The sequence below is a fragment of the Flavobacterium sp. GNP011 genome, from assembly GCF_056428925.1.
In genome coordinates, this window is sequence record NZ_JBWJVJ010000003.1 from 216,350 (window position 1) to 232,151 (window position 15,802).

Annotated in this window: 11 protein-coding genes; 10 read left to right on the forward strand and 1 reads right to left on the reverse strand. The window is 35.6% G+C overall.

Annotated features, from left to right (window positions below; translation table 11 throughout):
- Window positions 1-23: 23 nt before the first annotated feature.
- Genes AC061E_RS04735 through AC061E_RS04745 form a run of 3 tightly spaced genes read left to right on the forward strand, consistent with a single transcriptional unit; the run spans window position 24 to window position 2,629 of the window.
- Window positions 24-722: a hypothetical protein gene (locus AC061E_RS04735; RefSeq protein WP_478285241.1), complete on the forward strand. Its 699-nt coding sequence runs from the start codon at window positions 24-26 to the stop codon at window positions 720-722.
- A gap of 12 nt (window positions 723-734) precedes the next feature.
- Entirely contained in the window at window positions 735-1,280 is a 546-nt protein-coding gene (locus AC061E_RS04740) for a TIGR02594 family protein (protein WP_478285242.1), read from the forward strand.
- A gap of 14 nt (window positions 1,281-1,294) precedes the next feature.
- Window positions 1,295-2,629: a hypothetical protein gene (locus AC061E_RS04745; protein WP_478285243.1), complete on the forward strand. Its 1,335-nt coding sequence runs from the start codon at window positions 1,295-1,297 to the stop codon at window positions 2,627-2,629.
- Window positions 2,630-3,030: 401 nt separating this feature from the next.
- On the opposite strand, the gene AC061E_RS04750 is transcribed toward AC061E_RS04745, so the two are convergent.
- Window positions 3,031-4,029 carry a GntR family transcriptional regulator gene (locus tag AC061E_RS04750; RefSeq protein ID WP_478285244.1) on the reverse strand — a complete coding sequence of 333 codons (999 nt, stop codon included), beginning with the start codon at window positions 4,027-4,029 and terminating at the stop codon, window positions 3,031-3,033.
- Window positions 4,030-4,284: 255 nt separating this feature from the next.
- Here AC061E_RS04750 and AC061E_RS04755 point away from each other — a divergent pair, with 255 nt between their 5' ends.
- The 7 genes from AC061E_RS04755 (at window position 4,285) to AC061E_RS04785 (ending at window position 15,795) form a co-directional block, all read left to right on the forward strand.
- On the forward strand, window positions 4,285-7,242 hold the full coding sequence (locus tag AC061E_RS04755) for a SusC/RagA family TonB-linked outer membrane protein (RefSeq protein WP_478285245.1): 2,958 nt from the start codon (window positions 4,285-4,287) through the stop codon (window positions 7,240-7,242).
- Window positions 7,243-7,248: 6 nt separating this feature from the next.
- Window positions 7,249-8,859: a RagB/SusD family nutrient uptake outer membrane protein gene (locus tag AC061E_RS04760; RefSeq protein ID WP_478285246.1), complete on the forward strand. Its 1,611-nt coding sequence runs from the start codon at window positions 7,249-7,251 to the stop codon at window positions 8,857-8,859.
- 27 nt (window positions 8,860-8,886) lie between these two features.
- The gene (locus AC061E_RS04765; protein WP_478285247.1) at window positions 8,887-9,945 is read left to right on the forward strand and encodes a SusE domain-containing protein; all 1,059 of its coding nucleotides are present in this window, start codon (window positions 8,887-8,889) and stop codon (window positions 9,943-9,945) included.
- A gap of 226 nt (window positions 9,946-10,171) precedes the next feature.
- Window positions 10,172-11,203: an aldose epimerase family protein gene (locus tag AC061E_RS04770; protein ID WP_478285248.1), complete on the forward strand. Its 1,032-nt coding sequence runs from the start codon at window positions 10,172-10,174 to the stop codon at window positions 11,201-11,203.
- A gap of 11 nt (window positions 11,204-11,214) precedes the next feature.
- A complete protein-coding gene (locus tag AC061E_RS04775; RefSeq protein ID WP_478285249.1) occupies window positions 11,215-12,312 on the forward strand; it encodes a glycoside hydrolase family 53 protein in 1,098 nt (365 codons plus the stop codon).
- Window positions 12,313-12,314: 2 nt separating this feature from the next.
- Window positions 12,315-13,352, forward strand: coding sequence for a glycoside hydrolase family 53 protein (locus AC061E_RS04780; protein WP_478285250.1), 1,038 nt, complete (start codon window positions 12,315-12,317; stop codon window positions 13,350-13,352).
- Window positions 13,353-13,368: 16 nt separating this feature from the next.
- Window positions 13,369-15,795: a glycoside hydrolase family 2 TIM barrel-domain containing protein gene (locus AC061E_RS04785; protein WP_478285251.1), complete on the forward strand. Its 2,427-nt coding sequence runs from the start codon at window positions 13,369-13,371 to the stop codon at window positions 15,793-15,795.
- The last annotated feature ends 7 nt before the right edge of the window (window positions 15,796-15,802 follow it).

Here is a 15,802-nt window from a genome sequence, read left to right on the forward strand (position 1 = left end):
TAAACATAATTGAAATATAGAAAATGAAAGATAAAGTAACATTAAAAGAATATTTTAAGTCTGGAGACAAACCTACTCAGACTCAATTTGAAGATTTGATTGTGAGTAGTTTAAACGGTATTGATGACAAAGCTACCATTCAAGATATTGAAAACGCTCAAAACGATCAAAAATATACAACACCTAAAATGGTTGCTCATGCCATTAATAATTTGGTACTGACAGCTTCTACAACAAGAAAAGGTATTGCTGAAATAGCTACTTTAGCTGAAGTAGCGACTGGTACTGATACTGAAAGATATGTTACTCCTCAAGGAGCTAAAAGATCTGTTGAAGTTTTTGCACCTGTTAAAAGCGTAAATGGTCAAACAGGCGATATAACAGTTCCTGATTCAACTTATGATTCAGGTTGGGTTAGTGTACTTCTGCAAAATGGTATTCAAAATTTCGCTAATGGATATGTAGAAGCTCGATACAGAAACCTTAATGGAGTCATTTATATTGAAGGCACCATAAGGGGAGGGGTTTCACAAACAAATGGAGTTAATTATATTATTTTTCAATTGCCAGAAGGTTTTAGACCTTCAAAAAAATTAATTTTTTCAACTTTTAAAAATGGAGGAGCTTCTGGAAGGATTGATATTGACACTATGGGAAATGTTTACGGTGTGGTTTATGATAAAAATTTAACAAGCTTATCGGGAGTGATGTTTCCGTTATAAAAATAAAAAAAAATGATAGAAGAGTCTTATAATTGGTTATTAAATGAACCAGGACCATTAATGATTAAAAGAGCTTTAGAGTTATATAATGTAATTGAATTGTCAGGATCAAAAAACAATCCTATTATTATAAATTGGGCTAAAGAAGTCGGTGGGAAAGTTGAAGATGTGTATAAAGCCGATGAAATTCCTTGGTGTGGTTTGTTTATGGCTGTTGTAGCTAAAAGAGCGGCCAAACTTGTGGTCAAAGACCCATTATGGGCATTAAATTGGTCAACATTTGGAAAACAAGTTGATATACCAATGTTAGGTGACGTTCTAGTCTTTGTTAGAAATACCCCATCAGGAAGAAAAGCAGGTCATGTTGGATTGTATGTTGGAGAAGATAATACACATTATCATGTGCTTGGAGGAAATCAAAGTGATAAAGTTTGCATAGTTAGAATTGATAAAAAAAGGTTGTATGTAGCTAGACGTGCTAATTATAGAAAACAACCCAATAATATTAGAATCATTAAATTGGCAAATAAAGGAAAAGTTTCTAATAATGAGTCTTAGTATATATATTAAACATGAATAAAAGACAAGCGGTTATAGTTATTCACGGTATTGGTAATCAATACCCCATGGACACAACTAGAGAACTAGCAGAGAATCTAAAGGATAGCGAAGATATTATTTACAGTGGTCCAGATAAAGAAGGAGATTTTTTTGAAACAAGAAGATTAAGAAACAGTAAAAAAAACACTGATTTTTATGAATTTTACTGGGCAAACCTTGTTCAAGAGCCAAAATCATTAGATTTGTATGATTGGCTTGTAAGATTATTATTTAAAAAGAAACCATCACAAAGAGTTTTTAAAATGGTTTATTTTTTTAGAATCAACGTTTTAATGTCAATTGTTGCTTTATTATTTGCTTTTTATAAAGACATCAATTTTAGTATTAATAACGAAATAGTTTACATAGGAAATATAGGTTTATTTTCAATTGTAGCTTATGTATTTTTAAAAATTATAGTCCCATCAGTTAATATTAAGGCGGCGCTTACAATAGGTGATGCAGTGAAATATTTATCTCCTTCGCCTCAAAATATTGAGTCAAGATATAAAATTAGACAAAAGGGAGTGAAACTTTTAAAAAAATTGCATGATAAAAAAAATGAAAATGGAGAGCAATTTTATTCAAGAATTATAATAGTTGGTCATAGTTTAGGGAGTGTTATAGGGTATGATTTGATAACTCATTTTTGGTATGATTATATTTATAATTACAATCCTAAAAATAAAACTATTTTGCAACCATATCTTACTAAGATGTCAAATTTGCTTAGTGAGAAACATAAAAACAAACAAGATCCAAATTATATTTTTCCTTTTGAAGAATATTTAAATTTGCAAAGAAATTTATTCGACGAAATTAAAGAAAATGGAAATGATTGGTTAGTTTCTGACTTTTTAACTATTGGTAGTCCCTTGTGCCATGGTCATTATGTTTTAGCTAAAAATAAAGAAGAATTTGAAAGAAAAACAAACTACAGAGAATTTCCTCTTTGTCCCCCAAAAATTGATGTTAAGGTTGTTGGCAATGAAATAGTAAAGGATTATGATAATTCAATTTCTTATCAAGTAAGTATGAATTCTTCAAATTTAGATGGTTCTAACGAAAAAATGAGAGTAATAAATCATTCATCTCAATTTTCATTTATTAAATGGACTAATATGTATTTTAAAAATGATTATGTTGGTGGAAGTTTAGATGAGGATTTTGGGGATGGAATCAGAAATATTCCATTAAAAGTAAAAGGAAATTGGTTTAGAAAAAATCTACCTTTTTATTCACACACTAATTATTGGGATAAAGAACAAGAAGAAGCTTTAAATGAAATTAAAAAGATCATTTTTTGACGCAAAATGTTAGTTTTATAAGTATTGAAAATAATTCATCATATAAACAAAGGATATAGTACGTAATACAAGCAAAAGCTACTTTTAAAGCGCAAGAATATTCATCAATGTAAAAAAATCTCAATAAATCTAAAAACAGATTTGTCATAAAAGTATAGTTTCTAAATATAATGGTTTAGATTTTGAACATTTTCAGGAGTTTATAATTGAACAATTTTACATGAATTTGTATTTGTCTATTATAATTTAAATTATTTGAAATTAAATTTAAACAAGCTAATTAGATGACATTTATTCCTTGAAAGAATGTATAGTAATTTAAATAAAGAGTTCTGTAATATGATCGATTCCTTCTAAAGTTGCAAAAACCGTTTCTAATGAAGCGGTTTTTTTGTTTTACATTACAACGAATTCCTGATTATCAAATCACTTTTATTTTCTATTTGCTCTTTTTTGCCTTTTAAAATCATTTGTGCTAGCAACTTTCCCATCATTTCAAAATGGGTTGAAATGGTTGTTATTCCATTTTCTACCACTTTTTTTAGTGGAGTTTCATTATAGGATATAATACCGTAGTCATTGCCTAATTGTAAATTTTGAACTTTTGCTGTTTCAATAACACTAACTAAGTCACGGTCACTAGGTATAATGTATACATCTCCAAATTTTATCTCACGGTTTTTAAATTCGGTTATAATTTCATAGTCAAAACTAAAGTCTTTGCAAAAATTCTCAAAACCTATTTTCATACCTAGTGGTTCACGGAAGCCGGGAAAAATCATTACGAGTTTTTTGTATTTATTCAACTTTGATTTTCCTTTTAATAAGCCCTCATAAATATCTTTTATAAAGTTTTGATACACTGCTGGATAGTTAATTAGGTCGGGATTGGTCTGGTCAAGTATATAAACTTCATTAACTGGTAGGGTTTTTATCACTGCAGCAGCCTCAGCTAAATTGGTTGGCATAATGATATATTTAGTATAATTACCATTGCTATCATGAATTAGTTTTTTAAAAACGGGGGCGTTAAAATGATGAAAAAATATGTCTACTTGAGCTGTAGATCCCATGTTTTCTAGAAATGAATTATATAGGTCTTCTTTAAAAATATTTAATTCGTCAAAAAGTAAAAAAATCTTTTGTTTGATGTTAATTTCTATGCTGTTTACATAATATCCTTTGCCAGGTATAGCAAATACAATACCTCGCTTCTTTAAATCATCATAGGCTTGAAGTACGGTGTCTCGTGATAATTCGTGTGCTAAACACACTTTGTTTACCGAAGGCAGTTGATCGCCTTTGACTAATTTTTCAGATTCTATGGCTTTCTCAATCGATTGAATTATTTGTTTGTATTTGGGTACGCCTTGGTTATTTTGAACAATGATATATTTCATGAGGACTATTTTTTTTGCAATATACAAAAAACTGGTAGGTACTGGTATGTAAAATCAAAAGCTTCGTATAATTTTGAATTTTAATATTTCATAAAAAAAACAGAATAATAAAACGTTTTTGTAGTAAATAGTAAAAAAAAATAGGATTATCATTTTTTAGCAACCAAAATCATGATAAACTAATTTTTATTTCAGAAACAGTTCAGTTGCTCTTTTGGGGATATTTAAAAAATAATAACTAACAAAATCAATTTAATGAAAACAAAAAGTTTGAAAACAATTCATTTCAGATTGTTCTTTTTACTGCTCCTTGTTCCGTTTTTTGTTCAGGCACAAAATAAATTGTCTGGAACGGTAGTTGATAGTGCAACCAAGCAACCCATTCCTGGAGCCAATCTAGTTGTTAAGGGTTCTAAAGTGAGCACCTCTACTGATTTTTCTGGGGCTTTTCAACTGTCTAGTGTGAGTAAAGGAGATCAAATCGTAGTATCGTTTGTAGGTTTTAAAGAGCAAACCGTAATTTATTCTGGACAACGTTCGCTTACTATTTTAATGCAAGAACAAGGCAATGAGCTTAACGAAGTCGTAGTTCAAGTAGGATACGGCTCTGTGAAAAAGAAAGATGCAACTGGTTCAGTAACTACATTGAGTACCAAAGATTTTAACAAAGGAGTGAACGTTTCTACCGAGAACATGCTTACAGGTAGAGTAGCGGGTTTGACTATCAATTCTTCGGGAGCACCTGGTTCTTTATCCGAAATTAGAATTAGAGGGGGAAGTTCATTATTTGCGAGTAATGACCCCTTGATTGTTATTGATGGTTTACCTCTTGAAAATACGACCAATACTGGTTCAGCTTCGTTTTTGGCTTCTTTGAATCCAAGTACAGTTGAGTCGATGACAGTTTTGAAAGATGCTTCGGCAACCGCTATTTATGGTTCACGTGCGTCCAACGGTGTAATTATCATTACGACCAAAAAGGGAAGTAAAATCCTTTCAGTAGACTACAATGTGCAGTTTGGAGCGGGTAAGTTGGTTAATACGGTTGATGTATTGAGCCCAACAGCTTTTAGAAATACCATTGTTCAAATGCGTCCACAGGATGTAGATAAATTAGGCACAGCCAATACCAACTGGCAAGAGGCAATTTACCGTAATACAGGTTTAGTAGATCAAAATTTAGCGGTTAGAGGTAGTCTTTTTGGTGTGATTCCAACAAGTTTAACTTTAGGAAATACGGATCAACAAGGATTGCGTATTACCAATGAGTTCAAAAGAAATACGGTAGGTTTGGTTATGAATCCGTCTTTTTTCGAAAACCATTTGAAGGTAAAACTTTCTGCTAATTATGCCAATGAAAGAAACCGTTTTACAGATGCTGTTGAAGGTACTGCTATAGGTTTTGATCCAACACAACCCATTCGTGTTGAGGGTGCTCCTTATGGAGGATTTTTTGAGTATACTTCAGGTGTAGATGCCAACGGGAGTTATCCGTTAATCGCTGTTGCGGCAAGAAACCCAGTGGCTCACTTGCTACAAACCAATGACCGTGGGCAGAGTGATAGGCTTTTTGGAAATTTTGAAATCGATTATAAATTTCACTTTTTGCCTTCTTTGAGAGCTGTAGTGAATCTTGGTTTTGATGAATCGAATGGAGAAAGACGTCGTTTGGTAGGTGCCAATGCTGGTTCGGCTCCATCTAACAATAATATTCCTTACGGAACAGATGAGTACTCTGAATCCACAAGAAGAAATAAGTTGATTGATGCCTATTTAGTGTATAACAAGACTTTTAATGATTTTAATGTTGAACTAACAAGCGGACATTCGTATCAAAAATTCGAATCCAATCGATTCGATACAGGTAACATCTTAAACCCAGATCTACCCTCGACTTTTCCTGAAACTACTTTGAATACGGATGTTGTACTGTTAGGATTTTTTGCTAGATCTAACATTAATTTCAAAAACAAGTATTTGTTGACCTTATCCTATCGTAAGGATGGTTCTTCTCGATTTGAAAAAGAAAGCCGTTGGGGGAATTTTCCTTCTGCCGCTTTTGCTTGGAAAGTAAAAGAAGATTTCTTTAAAAACAGTACGGTAGTTTCGGATTTGAAATTGCGTTTGAGCTATGGTATTACTGGACAACAAGATATTCCTGATCCAAATGGTTATTTGGAGAAATACGATTTAGGAGGAGGTAACTCACAATACCAATTTGGTAATGCTTATTTTCCAATTGCCTTGCCAAGCAAACGTACCAAAAACTTGAAATGGGAAGAAACCGTTTCTTATAACGCGGGTCTTGATTTTGGAGTATTCAACAATGTAATCACAGGTGCGGTAGACGTATTTTATAAAGAAGCTAAAGATTTATTGGTAAATGCGGCTATCTCTGACGGAAGTAATTTCTCTAACCGTGTGTACCAAAATGTAGGTTCTTTTACGACCAAAGGAATTGAGCTTACATTGAATGCTAATCCAATTAAAACAGAAAATTTCAATTGGAATGTCAATTTTAATGCGACTAAATTCGAGCGAAGAATCAAAGATTTAGTGTATGGAACAGATATTTATGTAGGCGATAACATTGCTGGAACCGGAACGCCAGGTCAGATTTTTAGAGAAGGATATACACCTTATTCGTTTTATGTGTACAAACAATTGTATGATACCAACGGAAAAGCTATTGAAGGTGCTTTTGCAGATTTGAATGGAGATAACATCAAAAATGATTCAGACCGCTACATCTATAACAATCCAGATCCAGATGTAACTTTAGGCTTTGCTTCTACAATGAATTTCAAAGATATTGATTTCTCTTTTAACTTAAGAGCGAGCATTGGTAACCGAATTTTTAATGCAGTTGACGCTTCTAGAGCGCAATATGAGGCGATGGAAAATGGAGGGATTTTAAGCAATGCTCCTTCCTCTATTTTAGATACTAATTTTCAAACCACTTCAAATGTGTTGTTGTCTGATATTTATATCGAAAATGCTTCGTACCTGAAAATGGATAACGTAACCTTGGGCTATACTTTTAGAAAAATAATTAATGAAAATACTAGTTTAAGAATGTTTACAGGAGTTCAAAATGTTTTTGTCTTGACAAAATACAGTGGTTTAGATCCTGAAATTACTAATAATGGTGTCGATAAAACTATCTATCCTAGACAGCGTACTATTTTATTTGGTCTTAATTTTAAATTTTAATAAACGATGAAGAAATATATAATTATATCCTTTTTAGCTTTGGCTACTTTATTTCAATCGTGTACCGATGATTTGAATGTAGTGTCAGAAGATGACGATGTATTGGCTTCAGATGCAGTCTATAAAGATGCAGCAGGATACAAAAATGCCTTAGCAGGTGTTTACGGAAATTTATCGCTTACGAGTACTTGGGGGCCAGATGCTTCTTCGCTTGAAGGAGTAGATGCAGGAACAAGTCAGTTTAGTAGATGTTTGTTGTATTTACAAGAGCTTACTACCGATGAGTTAGTTTGGAGTTATGAAAATGATGGTGGAACGGCAGAGTTGCAACGCAATATTTGGACACCAGCAAATCCAATTCTTTTGGGAATGTACTCACGAACTATGGCTTCTGTGGCTTATGCTAATGAATTTTTACGTCAAAGTACTCCTGAAAAATTGAAATCACACAACATTACTAGTGCCCAAGATTTGGCAGCAATAGAGTTGTACCGAAATGAAGTGAAGGTTTTGCGTGCGTATGCCTACTACAATATGATGGATTTATTTGGGAAAGCAGCTATGAAAACAGAAGCAGACCCTATCAACTTCAAAGGTCCTGAGTTTACAAGAAAACAATTGTTTGATTTTGTGGAGACAGAATTAAAAGCTGCGCTTCCTAACTTGAAAGCCGCAAGAGCCAATGAATACGGACGCGTTGATCAAGGAATGGCAAAAATGATTTTGGCAAAAATTTATTTGAATGCAGAAGTGTATACCAAAACAAAGCGTTACGGAGATTGTATTACTATGTGTAATGACCTTATCGCTGCCGGTTATTCTTTGAAAACGAATTATTTGGATAATTTCAAAGCTGATAATCATACTTCGCCTGAAATGATTTTCACCATTCAATCTGATGGAGCCAAAACTCAAAACTGGGGAGCCACTACAGTATTGACCAATGGACAAATTGGAGTATGGGAAAATAACGGAGCTGATTTTGGAATTGGAGGATGGAGTGGAGCCTTGAGAATTAGAAAAGGATTTGCTCAAAAATTTGATGGTACCAAATTCAACCAAGATACTCGTAAAACAATAGGAACTGGCGTGGCTGGAAGTGCTTCTAAACAAAGAACGATTGATATTGCAGATATTGGAGTTAAAACCCAAGGGTACATTTTGTCTAAATTTTCTAACAAAACATCTACGGGACAAAATGGAACAAGTTCAACTTTTGCCGATACTGATTTTCCATTATTCCGTTTGGCCGATGTATACCTGATGTATGCCGAAGCAACTTTACGAGCAGGAGCAGGAGGAGATGTTACCAAAGCATTAGACTATGTGAATGCACTTAGAAGAAGAGCCAATAGCAATACCACTGCTGGTAATATTGTACCTGCTGATTTGACTCTTGATTTTGTTTTAGACGAAAGAGCACGTGAGCTACACTGGGAAGCACACCGCAGACAAGACTTAATCCGTTTTGGGAAATTCTCTGGCGGTACTTACAATTGGGCATGGAAAGGCAATGCTTCTACTGGAGTTTCTATTCCAGCTTTTATGGATTTGTTTCCAATTCCTGCGGGTTCTTTGGGATCAAATAACAACCTAACTCAAAACCTTGGATACTAAAAAAATAACCACCTTACACTACAAGAAATGAAAAATACATATAAATTATTAGTTGCTTTTGTAGCTATTTTAGGATTTTGGTCCTGCGATAACGAAACTGATTTGATGATTCTTAAACCACAAGAAGCTGATTTTGCAATTATTACTCCAGATGCGGGTTCGAAAGTAATTTTGAATAAAGCCACACCGGATAATACAGCACTTACTTTAACTTGGGAAAAAGTATCTTATGGTACTCCAGCGGTTGTGACCTATACGGTTGAGTTTGCCAAAAGCGGAACTGATTTTGCCACACCAGTCGGAATCAATTCAACATCAAATTCTTTTGCTACTATCAAAGTGTCGGAGCTAAACACCAAAGCGTTAGATTTTGGATTAACTCCAGAGGTAGAGGGAACTATTGATATTCGTATCAAATCTACTGTGGGTACTACAGGCTCTCAACCTAAATATTCTAAGGTAATTAGTATTGTGGTAACACCTTACAGAGGCGTTTTTCTTAAAGTGGATTTGTATCAAGTAGGGCCAGCAACAATCGCGGGTTGGGATGTCAATAAAGGGAACATGCCTATTTTTAGAGATACAAAAGACAATGCTAAGTTTTATTACACTGGATACTTTAATGCAGGTGGATTCAAATTGATAGAGCAATTGGGTTTTTGGGCTCCTATGTATGGTGTTGACGGAAGTAAAGTAAAATACAGAGCTAATGACAGCGCACCAGATCCTGGACTTTTCCCTACAGACAAAGCAGGATACTATTATTTTGAATTGAATTTAGAATCATTAACTTATACTTTGACGCCTTATACTGGACCAACAACAACTTATGCAACGGTTGGATTAGTTGGAGATGCTTTAGCTTCTGGATGGGATGTGAGTGTGCCGATGGTACAATCTACTTTTGATGCGCACATGTGGAAAGTTACTCAAACACTAAAAGATGGTAAAATGAAATTCAGAGCCAACAACAGTTGGGATGTGAATTGGGGTGATAATGGTGGAGATATTATTGTAACAGCAGGTAAATACGATATCTGGTTCAATGATTTAGATGGGCGTTACACGTTCATTGTAGCACAGTAATAAATTTTAGCTTTTATATTCAATCCTCGGTAGTATTTGCTATCGGGGGTTGTTTTTTTTACTCATAAAATAGATCAATTTTTATACGTTGATTTTATTATTTTAACTGTTTTATTGATGTTTAAAAAACTGGTAGGTACTGGTATGTTTTTATTCTTTTTTTTGCATACTTTTGAATTTTACATTTGATAAAAAATTAGCCTAAATAAAATAAATTTCTCAAATTATGATACTCTCCATCAACAAATCATTTGGTATTTTGCCTAACGGTGAAGAAGTCCAAGAGATTCAACTAACTAATAAAAACGGCATGCAAGTCCATGTGATAAGTTATGGGGCTACAGTAACGTCTGTAAAAATACCTTTGGCAAACCACAAAGAAGTGGATGTGGTTTTGGGATTCGAAACCTTAGAGGATTATATTCAATCCTTTGAGTTACCCAGTCCTCCTTATTTCGGAGCAATAATTGGTCGATATGCTGGTAGAATTAAGGATAGTAGCTTTGATTTGAATGGACAGACCATTAAGTTAAATCCCAATCATGGCGAGGATCTCTTACATGGTGGAGCCACAGGTTTTCATCAAAAAAATTGGAAAATTGAGAACGCAAAGAAAAGCATCAACTCGGCAGTTACCTTGTCGTATACAAGTGCCGCTGGCGAAGAAAATTTCCCAGGCGAGTTAAGCGTATCGGTTACTTATAGTTTGACAGAGTCGAATGAATTGTTAGTAGAGTACCACGCAACTACCACAGAGGATACTGTATTGAACTTGACCCATCACAGTTATTTTAACCTTGATGGTCATCAACATGCGGTAACGCAGCAAGAGTTATTAGTCAATGCCGATAAAGTGATAGAGAAAAATCATCAAAATATACCAACTGGTAGGGTTTTGGCTGTGACCGAAAGTGCCTTCGATTTTTTAGAAGCTAAAAACTGTCCAACGTCTATTGATGATACTTTCGTTTTAAGAGGTCAAGAAGAAATGGCGGCTTCGCTTTACAGTTCTAAAAATAACTTGCAATTGTCGGTTTATACTAATCAACCTGGAGTTCATGTGTATGTGGGAGGCAATTGTTTTGATACCATTGTAGGGAAAGAAGGTGTGAAGTACCATCCGTTGAGCGGTATTTGTTTTGAAACACAAAATTTTCCAGATGCGCCTAATCACGATCATTTTCCTTCGGCGGTCTTAAAAAAAGACGAAAATTATTATCATAAAACTATCTATAAATTTCAATCCAAATCAAATTAGTTACTTTAATTATGAAAAAAACCTTCTTAAGTATAATTATTTTTCTAAGTGTTTTGTTGCAAGCAGCATGTTCTAGCGAAAGCGAAAAAAATGATGGTGGAACGGTTACACCACCTGTAATAACAAGCGATTTTATCAAAGCCGCCGATATTTCGTATTTGCCAGAAATAGAAGCTGCGGGAGTAGTTTTTACTAACAACGGAAAAACCGAAGACATGTTGACTACTCTAAAAAGTGCTGGTTGTAATACCATTCGAATTCGTTTGTGGATAGATCCAGCAAATGGACATTCTGGTTTAACCGAGGTAAAAGCCCTATCACAACGAGTAAAACAAGCAGGCTTAAAAGTTTGGTTAACTGTGCACTATTCTGATACTTGGGCAGATCCAGCGGTGCAAACCATGCCTGCTGCTTGGAAAAACTTATCTTTTACCGATTTAAAAGCTGCGGTAGTCACTTACACTACAACTGTTTTGACCGAAATTAATCCAGATATTATTCAAATCGGGAACGAAATCAATACCGGATTGCTTTGGCCTCAAGGGCATTTAATCAATCAAGAATCACAATGTGTAGATTTGTTAAAAACAGCGAGTGCTACCATTCGAAGCAAAGCGCCAAGTGCCAAAATTATGATTCACTATGCAGGCGTTTCGGCTACAGATACTAATTGGTTTTTTAATAAAGTAAAAAGTATCGATTATGATTATATTGGTTTGTCATATTATCCTATTTGGCACGGGAAAGATTTGGCTACAGTAAAAACCACTATCGATGCCTTAGGAAAAAACTTTTCTAAAAAAGTATTGATTGCAGAAACTGCTTATCCATTTACTTTAGGATTCAATGACTGGACGAATAATATCATGGGTTTAGAATCACAATTAGTTGCTGGTTATCCAGCTACAGCAGAAGGGCAAAAAAACTTTGTTTTGGCGATTAAAGATTTGGTAAAATCATCTACTTACGGACAAGGTTTTGCTTATTGGGGAGGCGAATGGGTTTCTTTCAAAGGAAGTCAAGCCTCCAATGGTTCTACTTTTGAAAACCAAGCATTCTATGATTTTTCAAATAAAGCATTGCCCGTTTTACAAGCCTTTACCAATTAGTCATGATTACAACAGATAGAGTTTTTCAAAGAATAGTGCTAATGCTTCTTTTTGTAAGTAGTACCACTATTGCTTTGGCACAAAAGAAAAACAACTCGGCTTTAGCCAAAGGGGCCGACGTGAGTTGGTTGCCGCAAATGGAGGCTACTGGGTATCGTTTTTATGATACTGACGGAAAGGAAAAAGATTGTTTGCTATTGCTAAAAGAACGCGGGATGAATACCATTCGTTTGCGTGTATTTGTCAATCCAAGTCAAGACAAAGCCAGTGGTCATTGCAGTGCTGCCGAAACGGTTGTTATGGCTTTGCGTGCTCAAAAAGCCAAAATGCGCATTATGATTGATTTTCATTATAGTGATACTTGGGCAGATCCCGCCAAACAAGCCAAACCTGCTGCTTGGGCGAACTTATCGATCGATGCGTTACAAAATAAAGTCTATGAACATACATTTGATGTGTTGACCGCTTTAAAAAAAGCAGGTGTTACGCCCGAATGGGTTCAGGTGGGGAATGAAATTCCAGGCGGAATGCTTTGGCCTGATGGGAGCACGAACAATTGGGCGCAACTAGCGCAATTGTTGAATAAAGGATACGAAGCGACCAAAGCTGTGAACGCCAAAATCAAAGTAATTGTGCACGTAGATGAAGGGAACAACAACGAAAAATTTCGTTGGTTTTTCGATAAAGCCACAGAGCATCAAGTAAAATATGACGTTATTGGTCTGTCTTACTATCCATTTTGGATTAAAAAAGACTATTCAGAAACCATAGCCGATTTACAAAAAAACCTAAACGATATGGCTTCTCGTTATCAGAAAGAGGTAATGGTTGTTGAAGTTGGCGGTGTTGATGAACAAGTACAAAACACCAAAGAACTCCTAGCTGCTACAATCAAAGCCGTAAAAGCCGTTCCAGATCATAAAGGCTTGGGCGTTTTGTATTGGGAGCCGCAAGGAGCCAAATCTTGGAGTGGCTATGGCTTGAGTGCTTGGCAACCAGACGGAAAACCTTCACCAGCATTGGATGCTTTTAAAGAATAATTATAGCTATTTACAAATGAAGAAATTGACGCTTTTTTTGCTGGTTTTTACAGCTTTCACTACAACGACTTTCTCTCAAGCACGAGTGGTTAAGGTATTAGATACCCATTGGAAATTTCAAAAGGGAAATTTTGAAGATGCATTCAAAACAAACTTCAACGACTCGAAATGGGAATCGGTTACTGTTCCACATGATTGGGCAATTTATGGTCCTTTTGATAAAAATGTAGACATTCAGAAAGTTGCCATCGTTCAAAATGGAGAAAATGTAGCTACCGAAAAAACAGGAAGAACTGGAGCCTTACCACATATTGGTACTGCGTGGTATCGCAATACATTTAGTTTGCCTAAAGATACCAAAGGCAAAAAAATACTATTGCTTTTTGAAGGCGCTATGAGCGAACCTCAAATGTATTTGAATGGGAAAAAAGTGGGAGAATGGGCGTATGGCTATAGTTATTTTTATTTTGATGTTTCTCAATTCATTCAAGAAGGAGACAATACATTAGCCGTAAAATTATCCAATAAAGAATTTGCCTCCCGTTGGTATCCCGGAGCTGGTTTGTACCGAAAAGTGAGTGTTATTATTAAGAACAATGAAAGCATTGACCAATGGGGGCAATTTATAACGACACCTTTTATTAGTGATGCTGTGGCCAAAGTCAATATTAAGACTAAAGTTTCTGGCGAAAATACGCGTTTGGTGACCACTGTTTTTGATGCCGAAGATCAAAAAGTAAGTGCAGAGGAATCTTCATTACGCTTTGGAAAAGAGTTTGATCAAAATTTAAAAGTAGAGAATCCAAAATTGTGGAGTCCCGAAACGCCTTATTTGTACAAAGCGGTCGCTCAATTGTATGTTGGCAATGAATTGAAAGACGAGTTTACCACCCGTTTTGGAATCCGAGAAATAAAGTATGAAGCCAATAAAGGATTTAGTCTTAATGGGAAAGTGACCAAATTCAAAGGCGTTTGTTTGCATCACGATTTGGGACCTCTTGGTGCTGCGGTAAACAAAGCCGCTTTACGTAGACAGTTGACCATTTTAAAAGATATGGGATGCAATGCCATTCGCAGTTCGCATAATATGCCTTCTTTCGAGCAATTGGAGTTGGCAGACGAAATGGGCTTTTTGTTTCTGGCAGAGAGTTTCGACGAATGGGTTTTACCAAAAGTAGAAAACGGTTACCATCGCTTTTTTGACGAATATGCTGAAAAAGACATAGTGAATTTGGTGCAAGCGACACGAAATCATCCTTCTATTGTGATGTGGAGTTCAGGAAATGAAGTCCCAGATCAGTGGGGAGAAGCGGGTGTAAAACGAGCCAAATGGTTGCAGGAGATTTTTCATAGAGAAGATCCAACGCGTCCTGTAACCGTAGGAATGGATCAAGTAAAAGCGACGATGGAATCTGGTTTTGGAGCTTTGTTGGATATTCCAGGACTCAATTATCGCGTGCATTTGTATGATGAGGCATTCAAAAAATTTCCTCAGGGATTTATTTTAGGTTCCGAAACCGCTTCAACCGTGAGCTCTAGAGGGATTTATAAATTTCCTGTGGTACAAGAAAAAATGAAGCAGTATCCAGACTTTCAATCTTCCTCTTATGATTTGGAAGCCTGTAGTTGGTCCAATGTTCCCGATGAAGATTTCGTACTTCAGGATGATAAACCTTGGGTAATTGGTGAATTCGTTTGGACAGGATTTGATTATTTGGGCGAACCGACACCTTATGACGAAAGCTGGCCGTCTCGTAGTTCTTATTTCGGAATTAACGATTTAGCAGGCTTGCCGAAAGACCGTTATTATTTGTACCGAAGCCGTTGGAACACCAAGGCAACTACGCTACACATCTTGCCTCATTGGAATTGGGAAGGTCGCGATGGACAAACAACTCCTGTTTTTGTGTACACCAGTTACAACAGTGCAGAACTTTTTATCAATGGTAAAAGTATGGGCGTGCAAACCAAAAATAAAAGCACTCCCCAAAATCGTTACCGCTTGATGTGGATGGATTTAAAATATGAACCAGGAACGGTAAAAGTAGTTGCTTATGATGACAATGGCAAAGTGGCTGAAGAGAAGGAAATTCAAACGGCAGGTCAACCGTACCAGATTGTTTTGGATGCAGACAGAAAAACCATCACAGCCGATGGCGAGGATATTTCGTTTGTGACGGTTTCTGTAGTGGATAAAAATGGAGTTCCTTGTCCAACAGCAACGAACCAGTTAAAATTTAAAGTGTCTGGAGCGGGTACGTATCGCGCCGCCTGTAATGGAGATGCGACTTCACTCGAAATGTTCCATAAAGACACGATGAAATTGTTTAGCGGAAAATTGGTAGTACTTGTGAAATCGAAAACTACCGCAGGCGATATCAAATTGGAAGTAAACGGAGCTGAATTAAAGACGGGTAAATTGACTTTGGAAGCAAAAAAATAAAAAAGGC